Annotated in this window: 18 protein-coding genes; 3 read left to right on the top strand and 15 right to left on the bottom strand. The window is 57.0% G+C overall.

The window, feature by feature from the left end; translation table 11 throughout:
- Nucleotides 1-14: 14 nt before the first annotated feature.
- The 10 genes from AC0L8N_RS16225 to AC0L8N_RS16180 form a co-directional block, all read right to left on the bottom strand.
- A complete protein-coding gene (locus AC0L8N_RS16225) occupies nt 15-203 on the bottom strand; it encodes a DUF2065 domain-containing protein (RefSeq protein ID WP_473669053.1) in 189 nt (62 codons plus the stop codon).
- Between the two features lie 136 nt (nt 204-339).
- The gene (gene hflC, locus AC0L8N_RS16220; RefSeq protein ID WP_473669051.1) at nt 340-1,215 is read right to left on the bottom strand and encodes a protease modulator HflC; all 876 of its coding nucleotides are present in this window, start codon (nt 1,213-1,215) and stop codon (nt 340-342) included.
- Nucleotides 1,212-2,354, bottom strand: a complete 1,143-nt coding sequence (gene hflK / locus AC0L8N_RS16215; protein ID WP_473669049.1) for an FtsH protease activity modulator HflK — start codon at nt 2,352-2,354, stop codon at nt 1,212-1,214. The genes hflC and hflK overlap by 4 nt, the downstream gene beginning before the upstream one ends.
- A gap of 15 nt (nt 2,355-2,369) precedes the next feature.
- On the bottom strand, nt 2,370-3,683 hold the full coding sequence (gene hflX / locus AC0L8N_RS16210) for a ribosome rescue GTPase HflX (protein WP_473669047.1): 1,314 nt from the start codon (nt 3,681-3,683) through the stop codon (nt 2,370-2,372).
- Nucleotides 3,684-3,718: 35 nt separating this feature from the next.
- Complete coding sequence (gene hfq / locus AC0L8N_RS16205; protein ID WP_473669045.1) at nt 3,719-3,967, bottom strand: RNA chaperone Hfq; 249 nt, start codon at nt 3,965-3,967, stop codon at nt 3,719-3,721.
- Between the two features lie 133 nt (nt 3,968-4,100).
- On the bottom strand, nt 4,101-5,006 hold the full coding sequence (miaA, locus tag AC0L8N_RS16200) for a tRNA (adenosine(37)-N6)-dimethylallyltransferase MiaA (RefSeq protein ID WP_473670199.1): 906 nt from the start codon (nt 5,004-5,006) through the stop codon (nt 4,101-4,103).
- Nucleotides 5,007-5,036: 30 nt separating this feature from the next.
- Nucleotides 5,037-6,830, bottom strand: coding sequence for a DNA mismatch repair endonuclease MutL (gene mutL, locus AC0L8N_RS16195; protein WP_473669043.1), 1,794 nt, complete (start codon nt 6,828-6,830; stop codon nt 5,037-5,039).
- 110 nt (nt 6,831-6,940) lie between these two features.
- The gene (locus AC0L8N_RS16190) at nt 6,941-8,275 is read right to left on the bottom strand and encodes an N-acetylmuramoyl-L-alanine amidase (RefSeq protein ID WP_473669041.1); all 1,335 of its coding nucleotides are present in this window, start codon (nt 8,273-8,275) and stop codon (nt 6,941-6,943) included.
- Nucleotides 8,276-8,416: 141 nt separating this feature from the next.
- Nucleotides 8,417-8,890, bottom strand: coding sequence for a tRNA (adenosine(37)-N6)-threonylcarbamoyltransferase complex ATPase subunit type 1 TsaE (tsaE, locus tag AC0L8N_RS16185; RefSeq protein WP_473669039.1), 474 nt, complete (start codon nt 8,888-8,890; stop codon nt 8,417-8,419).
- A complete protein-coding gene (locus tag AC0L8N_RS16180; RefSeq protein WP_473669037.1) occupies nt 8,875-10,353 on the bottom strand; it encodes an NAD(P)H-hydrate dehydratase in 1,479 nt (492 codons plus the stop codon). The genes tsaE and AC0L8N_RS16180 overlap by 16 nt, the downstream gene beginning before the upstream one ends.
- Nucleotides 10,354-10,407: 54 nt before the next feature.
- On the opposite strand from AC0L8N_RS16180, the gene queG reads away from it, so the two are divergent.
- From queG to AC0L8N_RS16165, 3 genes are all read left to right on the top strand, one after another.
- Nucleotides 10,408-11,478: a tRNA epoxyqueuosine(34) reductase QueG gene (gene queG / locus AC0L8N_RS16175; RefSeq protein ID WP_473669035.1), complete on the top strand. Its 1,071-nt coding sequence runs from the start codon at nt 10,408-10,410 to the stop codon at nt 11,476-11,478.
- A 127-nt stretch (nt 11,479-11,605) separates the two neighbouring features.
- On the top strand, nt 11,606-12,481 hold the full coding sequence (locus AC0L8N_RS16170; protein WP_473669033.1) for a PPK2 family polyphosphate kinase: 876 nt from the start codon (nt 11,606-11,608) through the stop codon (nt 12,479-12,481).
- Between the two features lie 214 nt (nt 12,482-12,695).
- Complete coding sequence (locus AC0L8N_RS16165; RefSeq protein ID WP_473669031.1) at nt 12,696-13,655, top strand: GGDEF domain-containing protein; 960 nt, start codon at nt 12,696-12,698, stop codon at nt 13,653-13,655.
- 89 nt (nt 13,656-13,744) lie between these two features.
- On the opposite strand, the gene panC is transcribed toward AC0L8N_RS16165, so the two are convergent.
- The 5 genes from panC to pcnB form a co-directional block, all read right to left on the bottom strand.
- Nucleotides 13,745-14,593: a pantoate--beta-alanine ligase gene (panC, locus tag AC0L8N_RS16160; protein ID WP_473669029.1), complete on the bottom strand. Its 849-nt coding sequence runs from the start codon at nt 14,591-14,593 to the stop codon at nt 13,745-13,747.
- Between the two features lie 36 nt (nt 14,594-14,629).
- On the bottom strand, nt 14,630-15,460 hold the full coding sequence (gene panB, locus AC0L8N_RS16155) for a 3-methyl-2-oxobutanoate hydroxymethyltransferase (protein WP_473669027.1): 831 nt from the start codon (nt 15,458-15,460) through the stop codon (nt 14,630-14,632).
- A 67-nt stretch (nt 15,461-15,527) separates the two neighbouring features.
- Nucleotides 15,528-16,202, bottom strand: coding sequence for a deoxynucleoside kinase (locus tag AC0L8N_RS16150; RefSeq protein ID WP_473669025.1), 675 nt, complete (start codon nt 16,200-16,202; stop codon nt 15,528-15,530).
- 39 nt (nt 16,203-16,241) lie between these two features.
- On the bottom strand, nt 16,242-16,754 hold the full coding sequence (folK, locus tag AC0L8N_RS16145) for a 2-amino-4-hydroxy-6-hydroxymethyldihydropteridine diphosphokinase (protein ID WP_473669023.1): 513 nt from the start codon (nt 16,752-16,754) through the stop codon (nt 16,242-16,244).
- Nucleotides 16,751-18,082 (bottom strand): polynucleotide adenylyltransferase PcnB, encoded by a 1,332-nt coding sequence (gene pcnB, locus AC0L8N_RS16140; RefSeq protein WP_473669021.1) that lies wholly within the window; start codon nt 18,080-18,082, stop codon nt 16,751-16,753. Before pcnB ends, folK begins: the two co-directional genes overlap by 4 nt.
- Nucleotides 18,083-18,096: the final 14 nt, after the last annotated feature.

Genomic DNA, 18,096 nt, shown 5'->3' with positions numbered 1-18,096 from the left:
AACGAACTCCTGATTCAGGATCGAACGATATACAACAGCAACAAACCCGCTGCCATTGCTACAAGACCGGACATTCGCAAATTGTTGTCGCCCAATACGGCGATACGTGCAACAGCTTTGCGAAAATTTCCGGGACTAATAAATGGAATCATGCCTTCAAGAATCAGATACAAAGCGAACGCTGTAAATATGTCATTCCACATGATCGTATTCGTGTTCGTTCAGCACAGTATCGTGATTAGCGCCGCACGCTCCACCCGATCAAACGGGCGATCAGGGCCAGACCCTGATCGCCCGCAGTCATTTCGGATGCCGTGTGCAGGCAACGAACGTCACTCGTTAACGAGTGCCATTCTTGTTATTCAAGTATCGGAAGAAGTCGTTCTTCGGATCCAGCACGAGCAAGTCACCCGACTGTCCGATTGAGTTTCGATAGGCATCGATACTGCGGTAGAACGCGTAGAATTCAGGGTCCCGATTGTAGGCATCTGCATAAATCTCAGCCGCTCGCGCGTCGCCCTCACCCCGTAGCTTCTGACTGTCCCGATACGCCTCGGCCAGAATTATCGTCCGTTCACGATCGGCGGTCGAACGCAATTGCTCAGCGATCTTGCCACCTTGCGCACGACGTTCGGCAGCAACGCGAGCACGCTCTTCACGCATTTGTCGGTAAACAGAATTGCGTACATCGTCCGGGAACTCCACCTGCTTGACACGTACGTCAATCAGTTCAACACCCAGTCCCTGTGAAGCAGACTTGGCTGTTTCCAACATGTCGCGCATCAACTCTGCACGTTCTACTGAAATGGCTTCACTGACAGAGCGTTGCCCGAACTCAGTAACGATCGCGTTCTTGATGATCTCGGACAATCGGCCATCCGCCACTTGCTGTACACCACCCGTCGACGTGTAGTACTGCACCGAATCAACAATGCGCCACTTGACGAAGAAGTCGACCTGCAATGCGAGACGTTCAGCCGTGAAGATACGTTCCGGTCGTTCGTCTTCAATGGTCATGATGCGCTTCGGAAATTTGCGCACCGACTGGAAAATAGGGATCTTCCAGTGCAAACCAGGTTCGTAGTCCGACTGGACGACCTCGCCTACCTGCAGCTTGATCGCCAACTCACGTTCATTGACCGTGAACGCTGACAAGCCCAATACCACCAGGCATAAACCGGCAATTACGATTGCCGCGAAACGTGAATCACTCATTGACGGGTCCTCCTGTCACGGTCTGTCAATCCATCTGAGTCCGGTATCGAGGATTCAGATGGAGACTGACTCATGCTGGTGCGGCCTGAGTCGGCGCGGCCTAACGTACTGCGTTCGCCGCTGGCTTGAATAAGTTTATCGATAGGCAGGTAAAGCAGACTGCCATTGCCGTCGGTATCGATGATGACTTTGCTCGAACGGCTGTACACGTCTTCGATCGCTTCAAGGTACAGACGCTCCCGAGTCACTTCGGGCGCCTTCGAATACTCTTCAAGCAACGCCAGGAAGCGTGCCGCGTCACCCTCAGCATCGGCAATCAGACGGTCGCGATACGCTTCAGCATCCTGCAACATGCGAGATGCCCGACCACGGGCACGCGGAATAATGTCGCCCGCGTAAGTTTCGGCTTCCAGGATGGTGCGGTCGGAGTCGTTACGCGCTTTCTGCGTGTCATCCACGGCTTCCTGCACGGCCTGCGGGTAGTCGAGTTTCTCAAGGCTGATGGAGGTGACACTGATACCGGCGTTGTAGGAATCCAGAGTGGCTTGCAGTATCTCCTGAGTTCGTGGCGCAATCTCGTCACGTCGCTCGGTGACCAGCACCTCCAGAGTGCTCGTGCCAACGACTTCGCGAAGGGCGCTTTCTGTGACGTCTTTCAACGTGGATTCGGGATCAACCACTTCGAAACTGAATTTGTACGGGTCAGCACGCCGGTACTGCACGACCATCTGGACAAACACGTACTGTTCGTCCGCCGTGAGAATTTCGGTACGAAATGCATAGTTGGCAACCGCGTTGGTATTGACGACGTCAACCGTTTCGATCGGGTACGGCCAATGCCAGTGCAAGCCAGGCATGGTGGTCGCCTCGTAGGCACCAAAGCGTTGCACGACACCGCGCTCGGCTTCGTCGACCCGATACAGGCCCGTCAGTGACCAGGCGATGAGTAACAGGACCGCCAGGAACCAGCCACCACCGGAAGAACCGGCGCCACTGGCGCTACCACCCTTGCCACCTTTACCGCCCAGCAAGCTGGACAGTCGACGCTGCCAGTTCTGCACAATTTTATCGAGATCGGCTGCCTCGTCGTTATCCCGTTTCCAGGGATCCTTACCGTTTCCAGAATCGTTCCAGGCCATATCCTTCGCTTATCTCTATGTTATTGCGTTTGGCAGGGGCGTTGCCGCACCGGCCTCAAATTGTGACGCGGGGAGACTCTCACGCTTCAGAAAGCGCTGCAAATCCCGCTCACCCAAATTCAGTTCCAGCGCCCAGCCACCGTCGTCCAACGCCGTTTCCGCAACGACAGCACCTAACTCAAACAGGCGGGCACGTTGCCGCCCCTGACCGGGACGAAGGCGCATCATACCGCGTACCCTCTCACGGCGCAGTCGCTCTGCGATGGCTTCGCGCAGCATTGGGATGCCCTCTCCCGAGCGGGCTGACAGCCAGACGGCCCGGCCCAGCCCATTGCGGTTCGCGTTTACCCGCGGGCGGCGATCCAGCTTGTCGATCTTGTTGTACACCCGAATCTGCGGAACCTCATCGGCACCCAGCTGTTTCAATACGGCGTTAACTTGCCGAATACGCTGCCAACGCTGCGGATCACTGGCGTCGATCAGGTGCAGTATCAGGTCGGCTTCCCTGGCCTCCTGCAATGTCGAGCGGAACGCTGCAACCAGCTCGTGCGGCAAATCGCGCACAAAGCCGACCGTATCGGCGATGATAGCCGCACTACTGCTGTCCAGCTCGATACGCCGCATGGTTGGATCGAGTGTTGCGAAAAGCTGATCGCGCACATAGACACCGGCATCGGTCAGCGCATTGAACAGAGTTGACTTGCCTGCATTGGTATAACCCACCAGTGCCACCGTCGGAATTTCCGCGTTAACGCGATTCTGGCGGTTCATGGCGCGCCGACCATCCACCTGCTCAAGGCGCAGATTCAATACCCGAATTCGTTGCGCCAGCAAGCGCCTATCCGTTTCCAGCTGCGTTTCACCCGGACCGCGCAGTCCAATACCGCCTTTTTGCCGTTCAAGGTGAGTCCAGCCACGTACCAGCCGGGTTGAGAGATGCCGCAACTGAGCCAGCTCAACCTGCAACTTACCCTCGAAACTCCGTGCCCGCTGCGCAAAAATATCCAGAATCAAACCGCCACGATCGAGTACCCGGCACTTCAGTGCCCGCTCCAGGTTTCGCTCCTGGCTGGGGGACAACGGCGCTCCGCAGATCACCAGCTCGGCTTGCTGATCCTCGATCAGCTTTGCGAGCTCCGCCACTTTGCCTTTGCCAACGAACGTGCGGGAATCAGGGACCCGGCGCGCACTGATAAGGTCACCAACCAGCAACGCTCCTGCTGAGCGTGCCAGTTCGGCAAATTCTTCTCTTTCGGCTGCATCCGGTGCACCGTCGGTCGACGCGTGCAGTAATACGGCTCGTTCGCCGCTCTTGGGCCGTTCAAACATGTGCGGCCCTCTGGAACAACTCGCCCAAGTAAGAACTAGTCGTCAGATTCTCCGCTCTCGTCGTCCGGTAACGGCAGACGTACATTGCGTGACGGAACGATGGTCGAAATCGCATGCTTATAAACCATCTGGTTGACACTGTTCTTGAGCAAAACGACGAACTGATCAAATGAATCTACCTGGCCTTGAAGTTTGATGCCGTTGACAAGGTAAATGGACACCGGGACCTTTTCCTTGCGCAATATGTTCAGAAACGGATCCTGCAGCGACTGCCCTTTGGCCATGTCGGGTCTCCTTATTATTTTTTATCAGTCTATTGTTGTACTCGTCGCTTGGTGCATCCACCGGCGGCGCAGAGCAACAACATGCCCATAGCGTTGGAAAATTCTATCATAGCCCCGAATTGGGTTATCGCGATTATTCGCCCAATTTCTCGCGCAAGACCGACAATATGGTATCGATAGCGCCAGCTTCAAGCGGATCGAAACAATTTATCACGGGTTCCGTACGCAGCCACGTTATTTGGCGCTTGGCGAGTTGCCGCGTTGCGAACAAGGCGCGCTCGGCGGCGGTCCGAAAGTCCGTTTCGCCGTCCAGATGCGCCCACAGCTGGCGATAGCCAACAGATCGCATGGACGTGCTATCAGCCGTTAATGCCGGTCGCTGCCGCAAACGCCGGACCTCATCCAGGAATCCGCCGTCCATCATCTGGTCCAATCGCTCGGCAATGCGCTGGTGCAGTATCGCGCGCTGTGGAGGCATCAGCACGACACGAATGAAGTTGTATCGCGCAGGGGGCGACGTTTCGCGTTGCAATTCAGTGAGCGGCTTGCCACTTATGCGAAAAACCTCCAGTGCGCGCTGGATCCGCTGACTGTCAGTGTCGGCAATACGTGCGGCTGCCGCCGAATCGATCGATGCCAGCTGTTGGTGTAAGGCCGGCCAGCCGTCTCGCCGGGCTTCTGCATCGAGCGCTGCGCGTATCGCCGGGTCGGCGGCCGGCAACGCTGCGATACCTTTGGTCAGCGCGCGAAAGTACATCATGGTGCCGCCGACCAGCAGCGGTATGCGACCCGCCGCGTGAATACCGTCGATGGCAGCGACCGCATCCCGCACGAACGCACCGGCTGAGTACGTTTCCTCCGGTTCGCAAATATCGATCAACCGATGCGGCACTTCAGCGAGCATGCCGGCATCTGGCTTGGCAGTGCCGATGTCCATGCCGCGATAAACCAGCGCGGAATCCACACTGACGACCTCAACGGGTAACTCCGCCGCGAGCCGCATAGCGACGCTGGTTTTTCCCGATGCGGTCGGCCCCATCAGGCAAATTACCGGTGGATTGTTCAAACCCTACTGGCCGCGCAGGAAGAGCCGGTCGAGTTCGGCCAGGCTCATGGCAGTCCAGGTTGGCCGGCCGTGGTTGCATTGATCCGCGCGATCCGTGATCTCCATTTCCCGCAACAAGGCGTTCATCTCTGCGATCGTCAATGCACGATTCGCTCGTACCGAATGGTGACAGGCCATCGTCGCAAGAATTTCGTCGCCGATGTCAGCCGCACGGTTGCTGCTGCCAGCATCCGCAATGTCTGAAATCACATCCCGAACCAGCGTTTCAGCATCGGCTTGCCGCAGCAATGCAGGCATTTCACGAATGACAAGGCTTTGTGGACCGGCGCGGTCGACGACGAGCCCCAAGCGGGCAAACACGTCCGCGTGGTCCTCTGCCAGGGTGGCTTCTCGTTCCGACACGGCCACGGTAGTCGGTACCAGCAATGGCTGGCGCACCAGCGAACGCTGATCAAAATCCTTTTTCAGCTTTTCATACAGTATGCGTTCATGCGCGGCGTGCATATCGACGACGATCAACCCGTTCTTGTTTTCAGCGAGAATGTAAATGCCCGCCAGCTGCGCCAGCGCGTAACCCATGGGCGGAGTGTCGTCTTCGCGTGATTGCGGTGACGCATGGTGTGGACCGACGGACTGTTCGTTCGAATCGACCGGGCCCGGCACCGACATTTGCCGGTAGGCACTCAGCGCTTCAGCAACGGCCTGACTGCCGTGCGTTGACGACAGTCGCATCTGTTGTTGCTGAAAACCGGATACTGCTGGCGCCGACACTCTCGCCGGACTTTGTTCATGACCGCCCGGCCGCGTACCTGCCAGCACCTGTTCCAGCGACTGCGAGACGATACCGTGCACGCGCCGACCATCGCGAAATCGCACCTCGTGTTTCGCCGGATGGGCGTTCGCGTCGATACTGGCGGGGTCCATACTCAAGTACAGGACGTAAGCGGGGTAACGTCCATGAAACAGCACGTCGCGATACGCGTGCCGCGCGGCATGACTCAAGGTTTTGTCGCCAATGCTGCGGCCGTTGATAAACCAGTGCTGCAAGTCCGGCTGGCTGCGGTTGAATGTCGGTAAACCCAGCCAGCCACGAATCGCTATGCCTTCTGCTTCACGACTGAGAAAGACCGCTTGCGACGCGAAACTCTCGCCGACAATTTTGCCAATGCGCTGCAGTTCGTCATCTTCGTTGCGTGCTGCAGGCAAACTCAGAACAGTTCTGCGATTGTGCGAAACTGTAAACGCGACGTCCGGCCGCGCCAGCGCAAGCCGGCGAATCCATTTATCAATGTGGGCGAACTCTGTTCGTTCAGTTCGCAAAAACTTGCGACGTGCCGGGGTGTTGTAGAACAGGTCTTCCACTTCAATCGTGGTGCCCTGCGGATGTGCCGCGGGTTTCGGTTCGGATAATTTGCCGTTATCCGCACAAACGCTCCACGCTGTCTCTGCCGCCGCCGTTCGCGAGGTCAGAGTCAGCCGTGCAACCGAACCGATACTGGGCAATGCTTCGCCGCGAAAGCCGAGTGAGGCAACCGCTTCGAGGTCTTCAAGACTGGTGATCTTGCTGGTCGCGTGTCGCGACAGTGCCAGTGCCAGTTCATCTTGCGGAATACCGCAACCGTCGTCACGCACGCGCAACAATTTTGACCCGCCCGCCATGATATCGATGACGATGGATTGCGCACCGGCATCGAGACTGTTCTCAACCAACTCCTTCGCAACCGATGCCGGACGTTCGACGACCTCGCCCGCTGCAATCTGATTTATAAGGTGGCCTGGAAGCTGTCGGATGGGCATTGGGATCGGCGCGTGACGAAGAGAACGCGCATTCTTTCAAATGCAGCCGCTCTTGGGTAGCGACTTGGGCGGTCCGTTGCATGAACTGCACGGACCCAATCTGTGTGGTATCAGCTACCCGCAGTGGCGGGAATGCGTAATTTCTGCCCAACCTTCAAGCTGTTGCTGGACAAATTATTCACGGATCGCAAGGTTCCCAGACTCACGTTGTAACGCTCCGCGATCTCGGACAAGGTATCCCCACGAACAATCACGTGCTGCCGGGCGGCGCCGGACGTTCCTTTCAGATTCATGGCCAAACGCGTATCCGGTGGCGGATTCGCGTGGAAGTAGTTGCTGATGCCGGCAAGAATGGCATCCGCAAGCCGGCGCTGGTGACTTTCACTGCGCAGTTTCTTTTCCTCAGTGGGATTTGAAATATAGGCGGTTTCTACCAGAATCGACGGCACATCAGGGGACTTCAACACCAGGAATCCGGCTTGTTGAACAGTACGCCTGTGAACCGGTCCCAGGTTCGCGAGCTCGCTGATGACTTTGTCCCCCACCTCCAGACTGGCACTCAAGGCCGCGTTTTGCGAAAGGTCCAGCAGGACCGACGCGAGCACCTGATCCTTGTCTGACAAGTGAACACCGCCCACCAGCGCCGACGCATTCTCACGCTCGGCAAGGCGTTTCGCCGCCTCGTCGCTCGCGCCTTTCAGCGAAAGAACGTAGACCGATGAACCCTGGGGTCGCGGATCATCAACCGCATCGGCGTGTACCGAAATAAACAGGTCAGCTCTCGCACGTCGCGCAGTTTCCATACGCTCGCGATGTTCGACGTACACATCTGAGTTGCGTGTGAGAATTGCTTTCATACCTGGCTGAGCGTTGATGCGTTCAGCCAGCAATTTGCTCACTGACAGTACGACGTTCTTTTCACGCGTTTTTCCACGTCCGACAGCACCCGGATCGTGACCGCCGTGACCCGGATCGATAGCAATGACAATATCGCGACCGCTCTGGTAGCGGTCCGCGGCTTGCTTCACCGCCTGTAACGGTCCGCGCCCCTGCAAATCTATTACGAGACGATCACCGTACTTGCCGTTCGGTCCAGCAGCAAAACTGCGCGAGCGCACCGTCTCGTTCAGATCGAGTACAACGCGCAGCTGACCGTTCGAACGCACGGCACTGCGTATCGAGCGTATGGCACCACTGGTTGGCAACGTGCCGGATAATTTTTTCGACAGCCGACTGTTTTTCAGATCGACAACAAGACGATCAGGGCCGCGCAAAGTAAAGATGTTGTGCTGTGCAGGGCCGCTCAAATCGAGCACTACGCGAGTGCGGCCGTTCTCCGTCCACACGCGAATGTCCTCGACCGTGGTCGCGGCAGCGGCTGTGCCTGCAACTACGAGCAGTAGTGCGGCGAAACCAGCGGCAAATATTGATCGAACCCCGTGCATTGTTGTTATTCGCGTCCCGTGCGGATGTACAGCGTTCGGCCAGTATACAAATCTGAGCAGAAAAGCCAAGATTTTTTCTTTCAATATTATAGAGATAGGGCTGATACTTAATACTCTGCGGGACGCTGGCAGAGGCAAAAACTAGAACGGCAGGGTTGCCAGCCACTCGGCACCGCGGTCGCTGGCAGCACGAAGATGGGCCCGGCGGCCCGCGTCCGTGTAGTCCAACTGCAGGCAAACGTCCGCCAGTTTGAACAGTGAGGGCACGCGCTCAGGCCACTCAACCAGCCGCAAGCCGTCGTCAAGTTCTTCCCAGCCAAGAAACTCCAGCTCCTCGGCTCCTGCGATTCGATACAGGTCAACGTGGTACACCCGGCCTGCCGGCAATTCGTATGGTTCGATCAATGTGTACGTAGGACTCGGCACAGGTCCTGTCTGACCAAGACCGCGCAGCAATGCACGAGCAACTGTTGACTTGCCTGCACCCAAATCACCCTGCAACAGAATAAGCCAGCCAGTCAGATCGGCAGGCAAGTGACCCGCCAATGATGTCCCCAGCGCTATGCTGGCTGCTTCATCGTCGAGTTGGATCGTGCGTACTAAGGATTGAGCCATGGTCGTAACTCGTGCAAAAGATCGCTGGCCAATAGGCCGCGTTGCCCACGGACAGCGGCACTGTCGCCGGCCAGTGCGTGCACAACCGTCGCAACGACCGCCGCCGCGTCCGGTGTGGCGCCCTGCGCGATGATGCCCGCGACAATACCAGTAAGAACATCCCCCATACCGGCCGTCGCCATGCCGGGATTACCGGCCGGACACAACCAGGGCACGCCGTCGGTTGAAGATATTAGCGAACCACAACCTTTGAGTATGACGGTTCCGGCGTAACGCTCTTGCAATGCCTGCAAAGCAGCAATCCGGTCTGCCTGTATTTCGGCGGCGGTGCCATTGAGTAAGCGCGCAGCTTCGCCAGGGTGCGGCGTCAGGACGCGTTGCTCGTTGCGATCTGCGGACAACGCCAACAGGTTGAGCGCGTCGGCGTCCAGGACTTGTGGTTTGGTGCTAGCGCAGGCTGCCGCCATGACACCTTGTGCCCAGGCATTGGTGCCCAGCCCCGGCCCCACAGCAACTACTGTTGCCGCATCCAGCAGCGGCGCCAGATCGGGCGCCGATACTTCGTGACACATCAGCTCCGGTCGCTGCGAAACGATGGCGGCGCTGTTACCCGCATGCGTCGCGACACTCACCCGCCCCGCACCCGAGCGCAATGCTGCCTCTCCAGCCAGTCTTGCCGCACCGGGCATGCCTTTGCCGCCACCGACGATCAACACGTGACCGTAGTCGCCTTTGTTCGACTGCCGCTTTCGTGGCGGCAATGCCGCACGAATTGCGTGACTGTTGGCAAGCCTCAATCGCGGCTGCGGGTAATACTTGTGCGTGATACCGAGCGGCGAAAACCGCACATCGCCGCAAAGATCCGGACCGCCACCCAAATAGAGTCCTGTTTTGCGCCCAACAAATGAAACGGTTGTTGTCGCGTCCACCGCCACGCCCATAACATCACCACTGTCGCCATTCAGGCCAGTCGGGATATCGAGCGCCAAACACGGTGCATCGTGCTTGTTGATCGCCCTGACCACCTCGGCAAACCGGCCGCTGACTTTGCGCTCCAGACCGCTGCCAAGCAGCGCATCGATCAACAATCCGGCGCCAGCGAACAACGAACCATCGAATTCTGCAATCGGCACCGCTTGCCCGACCGCTGCTTGCCAGGCAGTACGCGCATCACCCCGCAATGTATCCGGGCTCACGACGTAGCGAACCGAGACATCAATGCCCTGTTCGCTGGCGAGTTTTGCCAGCAGGTAGCCATCGCCGGCGTTGTTGCCCGCGCCGCACAGCACTTGCCAGCAACGCGCCTTAGGGTATTCGCTCAGTGCAATTCCCGCCGCGAATTGCGCGGCGCGCGTCATCAATTCAATGCCGGAAATGCCGCCGGCAATTGCCGCGGAATCGACAGCACGAACATCAGCGATGCTAAAGATGCCTTGTTCGGGAGTGTTGATCAGGTTATTCATGATGGCGGCGATTATACTGACTCGCTCTGAACCGTAACTGTATAAACACCGGCATTGACCTCAATCATCACGAAAAAAGACCTTGTCGCGCTAAAGACCCGCATTCAGGAGTGGAGTGCTGGTCTGGGATTCCAGCAAACCGGCATCAGCAATGTCGATCTGAGCGATGCGGAGGAAAAGCTGCAGGCGTGGCTGGCAAAGCAGTATCACGGTGAGATGGGCTACATGGAGCGGCACGGCCTCAAGCGTAGCCGCCCTGAAATGCTGGTGCCGGGCACGCTGCGGGTGATTTCGGTGCGCATGGACTATTTCCCCGACGATCAGCAACGCGCGAAAGACTTGCTCGATCATTCCCACAAAGCGTATGTGTCCCGCTACGCGCTCGGCAGGGACTATCACAAGCTTATGCGCAAGCGATTGCAGAAACTTGCCCTTCTTATTGAAAACGACATTGGCGACTTCGGCTATCGCGTGTTCGTGGACAGCGCGCCCGTACTTGAGAAACCGCTCGCCGAAAAAGCCGGGCTGGGCTGGATCGGCAAGCACACGAACGTTATCAATCGCGATGCCGGTTCATGGTTTTTCCTCGGCGAACTGTACACGGACCTGCCATTGGCTGAGGACGTTGCGGAGACATCGCATTGCGGAAGTTGCAGCGCCTGCATAGACGTATGCCCGACAGCTGCCATCGTAGCGCCGTACAAACTGGATGCCCGCCGTTGCATTTCCTATTTGACGATAGAAATGAAAGGCAGCATTCCGGAGGTCCTGCGCAAACCAATCGGCAACCGTGTTTACGGCTGCGATGACTGCCAGTTGTTTTGCCCCTGGAATAAATTCGCAAAGCCAACGGCCGAGGGCGATTTTGCGCCGCGCCACAACCTGGATGACGCCGACATGGCCGCGCTGTTCCGCTGGGACGAGCCAACATGGCTGAACAATACTGAAGGCAGCGCCATACGCCGGATCGGTTTCGAACAATGGTTACGTAATTTGGCGGTAGGACTTGGCAATGCTGAATCAAGCGCTACGGTGATTGAGGCACTGCAAAGTCGACGCGATCACGAGTCCGCCTTGGTACGCGACCACGTAGGCTGGGCCTTGCACCAACACAACGCACTCTAGACATCTGGTCGCGGCTACATATCGGCACGGACATTGTGATTTGGCGTCACGCTACGAAGCGCAATTAGCAACGTCTTTCGAGTAATCTTGCTTAACAGGACAGCGCGGTAATCACAGGGAGACACAAATGTTCAAGGCAACGGAATACCAGCACCTGGTGCCCTTCGATGGCAGTTTCAAAGTTGCTGAAACTCGAACAGCGCCGGAAAAAGAGCAACGCAAGCGTGTAAAGAAACGCCTGAAAGCTGCCACTGAGCAGCTCGACAAATTGCAGCAGGTACTCATGGCCGGCGATAACCATTCGGTGCTTCTGGTTTTTCAGGCCATGGATGCCGCCGGTAAAGACAGCACGATTCGCGCCGTCATGCAGGGCATCAATCCAGCCGGTTGCCAGGTGTTCAGTTTCAAGAAACCATCAAGCCTCGAACTTGATCATGATTTTCTCTGGCGCACGAGCACGCGCCTGCCCGAGCGCGGCCGCATTGGTATTTTTAATCGCAGTCAGTACGAAGAAGTGCTCGTCGTGCGCGTTCACCCGGAGTACCTGCAATACCAGAAATTGCCCGGCGCTGCGGACGAACCAGCCTTCTGGGAAGAACGTTATGAATCCATACGCGAGCAGGAGAAACACCTTGCACGGAATGGCACTGTCATTCTGAAGTTTTGGCTGAACGTGTCGTTGGACGAACAGCGCCAACGGTTTTTGCGACGACTCGACAATCCGGACAAGCAATGGAAGTTTTCTGCAGGCGACATAAAAGAGCGCGCGTTCTGGCCGCAGTACATGACGGCCTACGAAGACGCGCTCAATGCAACGTCCCGACCGTGGGCACCGTGGTATTCCATTCCGGCGGACGACAAGCCCTATATGCGCGCGGTCGTCGCCGAAACCATCGTCAAGTCACTTACCAGTATTGGTCTCGAATACCCAGAACCGAGTGACGCCGACAAGGCCACCTTCGCAGCCATGCGCGCACAGTTGGCGGCGCAGGACTCGTCATAAGACAAAAAATCGTATCCGTTGTTACCTTTCACGCGTAAATTGCCGACGCTTTTTGATGCTCACCGGAAATGCGCGTGATGACCATTGTCATCAAACCGTGAATCCAGTAAAAAGCCGTGCCTCGCCTTGCATTCCGAGGCCTCTGGTCTGGCATCAAGCCACAGAGTCAGCATTAACGTTATGACAAGGTTGCAACTGCGACTGGGTCGAAAAGGTGCCGCCTATTAATTCGGATTACCAACGCTCGTTACTCGCCGGGCTCGACTTATTTCACGGCGTCTCGCCGGACAAAATTCAAGGTCTTCTGCAGCAGTGCGAACGACGCGATGTGGGAACCGGCGAATTGTTGCTTTCGCCCGGAAGCCGCAATGAATACGTGTTCGTAGTGTTGTCCGGATTGCTCGACGTACGGGTTGGCTCACCCAACGCACCGGTACTTGCCCGAATGGACGTAGGCTCCTGCGCCGGTGAAATGTCCATTATTGAAGGCAAAGACCCGTCCGCTTACGTGATGGCTGCAGAACCCACGCACGTACTGGTGATCCACAAGACGGTACTGTGGGAAATGGTGAATGCCTCACACGCTTTTTCCAAGAACCTGTTGCTGATGCTCTCCGAGCGTATTCGCAGCCATAACCATTTCATCGCAGAAAGCTTTGGCGACCTGCTTAAGTACGAACGCAATGCCAACACCGATGCTTTGACCGGCCTCGGCAACCGGCATGCCATGATTGATGAATTCCCTACCGAGATAGCACGTTGCCGCAAGATGGACGAACCCGTCTCGATGATCATGGTTGACGTCGACAACTTCAAAACATTCAATGATCAGTTTGGTCACGTTGCAGGCGACCGTGCATTGACCGCGGTAGCACGCGTGTTGCGAGATCAGTTTCGGTCCCGCGACAAACTGGTGCGATTTGGTGGCGATGAATTTGCTGTCTTGTTACCGGGCGTCGCCGAAGCTGAAGCGCTGACAACCGCCAATCGGGTTCGAATCGCGATCAACGGCGATTACGAAGAGAACATCGACTCCATGATCAGAATACCGATCGCCATTTCGATGGGCGTGGCCGAACTGAAAGAGGATGGAACGCTGGAAACGCTGATGTATGCAGCTGATGCGGCGCTGTATCGCGCCAAGCGTGCCGGTCGGAATCAGGTATTGGCCTGACGTCGGCATCGTTTCAAGTCTGCGGAGAGAGCAGACACCGGCAGTATGCTTGCGTCACACCCGATGCCGAACCAATAACTGGAATAGAACTAGATCTCGACGACGATATTGTCGATGAGCCGCGCCTTGCCGAGCTGCGCCGCGGCAAGTATCACTAAACGATCGGTCTCTCTGTCCGGAGCCGCCAGATTTTCCGCTCTCCGGATACTCACGTACTCGACATCAAAGCCGCTGGCGCTCAGTCGCTCCATGCCGCTGGTTTCAAGCCCGCCGTGATCGTCGTTACCCGCCTGCAACGCATCACCAATCTCACGCAGCGTTGCGTATAACGCTGGGGCAATCGTACGCTGCTCGTCATTCAGGTATTGATTGCGCGAGCTGAGCGCAAGTCCGTCGTCTTCACGAAGAGTAGGTCCGCTTACAACTTTGATGGACAAATGCATGTCTTCGACCATGCGCCGAATAACGAGTTGCTGTTGGTAGTCTTTCTCGCCAAAAATCGCCACATCCGGTCGAATGATGCTGAACAACCGACTGACCACGGACGTAACCCCGTCGAAATGCCCGGGACGTGCAACACCGCAAAACTCTTCTGTCAGGACCGGCACGGTTACCGACGTTGCACCATCAGTACCAAACGGATAAATGGTTTCGACATCGGGTATGAACAACAGGTCGGCTTTGACGCGTTTGAGGTGCCGCTTGTCCCGCTCGAGGGTTCGGGGATAGGTAGAAAAGTCTTCGCCTTCAGCAAACTGAGTTGGATTAACGAAGATCGTCACGACGACACGTTCAGCGTGTTCGCGCGCCAGTGTCATCAGACTGAGGTGCCCTTCGTGCAAATTTCCCATGGTGGGCACCAGCGCAACATGCTCGCCCGCATGCCGCCATTCGTCGAGAATTTCCCGAAGCTCGTTCCGCCCGCTTACTACTTGCAAGTGTGTCTGTCCTTTACTGAAAGAAAATGCCGGCGCTCAGGAGAAGCAATGTTCCGGTGCAGGGTAGTCACGATTCTTAACGGCTTGCACATAAGCATCCAGTGCTGCGCCAGGTGAATCATGACCAGCCATATAGTTCTTGACGAAACGCGGCGTGCGTCCCGTTGTGATATCGAGTATGTCGTAAAGCACCAGTATCTGACCGTCCACTTCGGGACCCGCACCTATACCGATGACCGGTACGTCCAGCGCTTCGGTCACCGCTTTGCCCAGTTCGTTCGGCACGCATTCCAGCAAGACGATATCCGCGCCGGCATCCTGCAAACGCTGCGCGCTGTCAATCATGTGCTGGGCCTTTTCAGGCTCCCTGCCCTGCACTTTGAAACCACCAATCTTGTGCACCGATTGCGGCTTTAAACCGAGATGCGCGCATACCGGAATATCGTGACGAGCGAGGTGCTTGACGATTTCAATCTGACTGTCGCCGCCTTCCAGCTTGATCATCATCGCACCACCTTCCTGCATCAACGCCACGGAATTCTCCAGCGCTTGATCTGGGTTGCGATAACTCATGAACGGCATGTCCGCAACCAGAAAAGCCCGGCGCAATCCACGCGCCACATTTCGCGTGTGGTAGATGATGTCGCCGACAGTGACCGGCACCGTTGTGTCGTGCCCCTGAATAACCATACCCAGCGAATCACCGACAAGCACCAGGTCGGTGCCTGCGTTATCGACCAGCATGGCGTAGCTGGCATCGTAAGCGGTCAGGCAGGCGATGGCTTCGCCGGCCTCTTTCATCTTGTGCAACGTTGAAACGTTGACGGGCGGCTCGGCCATGCCACGTTGTTCTAATTGTGTGTACATTCCTGTCTCCGCAGGTTACGCCGGGCAACGGATCATAAAAGATTTCACACCTGACGGCGCGACCAATTCAGGCCAGCGCCACAGCCGCAGCCGGGTTGAAGAAATGCCGGCCGCTCGTTGTACGCTGTATTTGTTCAAATAATTGCTGGTAATCGGCCTCATTGCTCACGGGGTCGATGGCCGCGGCATTGACGATCAGCAACGGCGCTTCGTCAAAATTATGGAAATGACGGGCGTAGGCGTCGGTTAGCTTTTCCAGGTAGCCGCGATCAATAGTGCGCTCGTACGGTATGCCCCGCCCGGCTATCCGCCGCAGCAGAGCGTCCACCGGCGCTTGCAGGTAAATCACCAGATCAGGAACTGGCGCGTCCACATCGAGCTTGGCGCATATCTGTTCGTACAGCGCCATTTCCTCGTTGTCGAGATTGCACTCGGCGAACAGGCGGTCTTTGTCTATGTGAAAATCCGCGATCCGTACAGGCGCGAACATATCCGCTTGTCGCAACGCTTCCATCTGGCGCGCACGCTGGAACAGGAAAAACAATTGTGCCGGCAATGCCGCACTGCGACCGGACTTGTAAAAGCGCTCGAGGAACGGATTCTCTTCGCGCGGCTCAAGCACCAGTTCGCCGTTAAAACTTTCCGCAAGTCTCCGGGCCAGACTGGTCTTGCCCACGCCTATCGGTCCTTCGACTACGATATAGCGCGGTCCTTGTTGTTTTTGCTTGAGACTCGTAAGCACGTGGTGGACTTTCCTGTTGCGTGCCGCGCACTGGCTGCGTCAGCGTGTTATTCGTTCGATCAATTGCTCTGACCGCGAAACCTGCTGCACCAGTTGAGGAACGCTGGGCAATCCAGGAATTGGCAGATGGGGAGCAATCTCACTGAGTGGCAACAATACAAAATTTCGTTCCCCAATGCGCGGATGTGGCACCGTCAGGGTGGGCGTGGCCACGGTCTCATTGCCGTAAACCAGCAGGTCCAGATCGAGCGTACGCGGGCCCCAGCGCTCGCCGTTACGAGTACGGCCCTGTGCGTTTTCAATGACCTGCAGGGCCGCCAGCAAGTCCTGAGGCGCGAGACCCGTGAGGACAGCAACGACCGCATTGACGAAATCCGGCTGATCCTGCGGACCCAGAGGCGCGGAGCGGTACAGCGACGAACGCAAGACCAGGCGTGATTGCTCCAGATCGGCCAAAGCCGAGATTGCCTGCTCAACTTGCTGCAAGGGCTCAGCCAGATTGCTGCCGATCCCGATATAGGCCGGCCACCAGTGTGGCCGAATGTCGCTCATGACGATTCGGGATTGGCCGCGCGGCGCTTACGCGGACGGCGGCGGCGCTTCTTGCGCGCAGGTCCGGCATCGTTGGCAACCGCAAACTGCTTGTCGCGAGCTTCCGATGGCTGGGTCTGAATATCGGTCCAGAAATCGGCCAGCTCCTGATCGACTTCGCCCACTTCGGCACGCAGAACAAAGAAGTCATAAGCCGCGCGAAAACGCCGGTGCTCCAGCAATCTCATCGCACGTTTACCGTTGATAATTTCATAGCGCGGCTGCAGCGACAGCATCTCACGCATCGGCGCTGTAAAACGTTTCGGTATGGAAATGCGTGATTGCTGCAAACCGGTGATATCCCAGCCCGCAGCGGCCAGTGACTGGGCAACGGTCATGCCCTCTTCCTCGCGCAGCTGTTTGGCGCGCTCACGTACCGGGGCCCACAGGAACACGCCTATGAGGAACATCGGAGTGACGGATTTCTCTTCGGCGATACGGCGATCGGTGTTGATCAACGCGGCCTCAACGAACCGGACGAACGACTCGTCCGAATCGAGATACTCGTCAGTCTCCGGGAACAACTGGCGAAACAGATTGTGTTCGCGGAGCAAGTGAAACGTCTTGAGCGCATGACCACTTTGGAACATTTTCAGGAATTCATCGAACAATCGCGCTGGCGGTACATTGCGCAGCAACTCGACCGACTTCCGCATGGCCTTCTGCACAGAGCGGTGAATTGTAAAGTCCAGCTTGCCGGCAAAACGCACGGCACGCAGCATCCGAACCGGGTCTTCGCGCAGACGTGTTTCAGCATCGCCGATTAAGACGAGACGGCGCTTACTGAGGTCTTTCACACCACCGACGTAATCCCAGATACTGAAATCGGCAATGTTGTAGTAGAGGGCATTGCAGGTGAAATCGCGACGCCACACGTCCTCGTCAACCGTGCCATAGACATTGTCGCGGAGAATGCGGCCTTCGTTATCGAGCGTGGAATCCGGATCATCCTCCTCATCGCTAGCCGCCCGGAAGGTAGCCACTTCAATGACCTCACGACCAAATCGCACGTGTGCCAGCCGAAACCGCCGGCCAATCAAACGGCAATTGCTGAACAAGGCCTTCACCTCATCCGGGTGAGCATCGGTCGCAATATCGAAGTCTTTGGGGTGCAGGCCCAGTATCGCGTCACGCACACCGCCGCCAACCAGGAAAGCCTGATAGCCCGATTTATGCAATCGATACAATACCTTAAGCGCGCTGTCGGAGATCTCCGAACGGGAGACCGTGTGCTTGGGCCGAGGGATGATTGTAGGTTTTTTTGGTTTTTTCGAACGGCCGATATTCAATAGAGATTCCGCTT

This window comes from Woeseia sp. D3-10 (assembly GCF_055809415.1).
The sequence above is the reverse complement of the archived record's forward strand: the minus strand, read 5'-3'. Positions and strand labels throughout refer to the sequence as shown.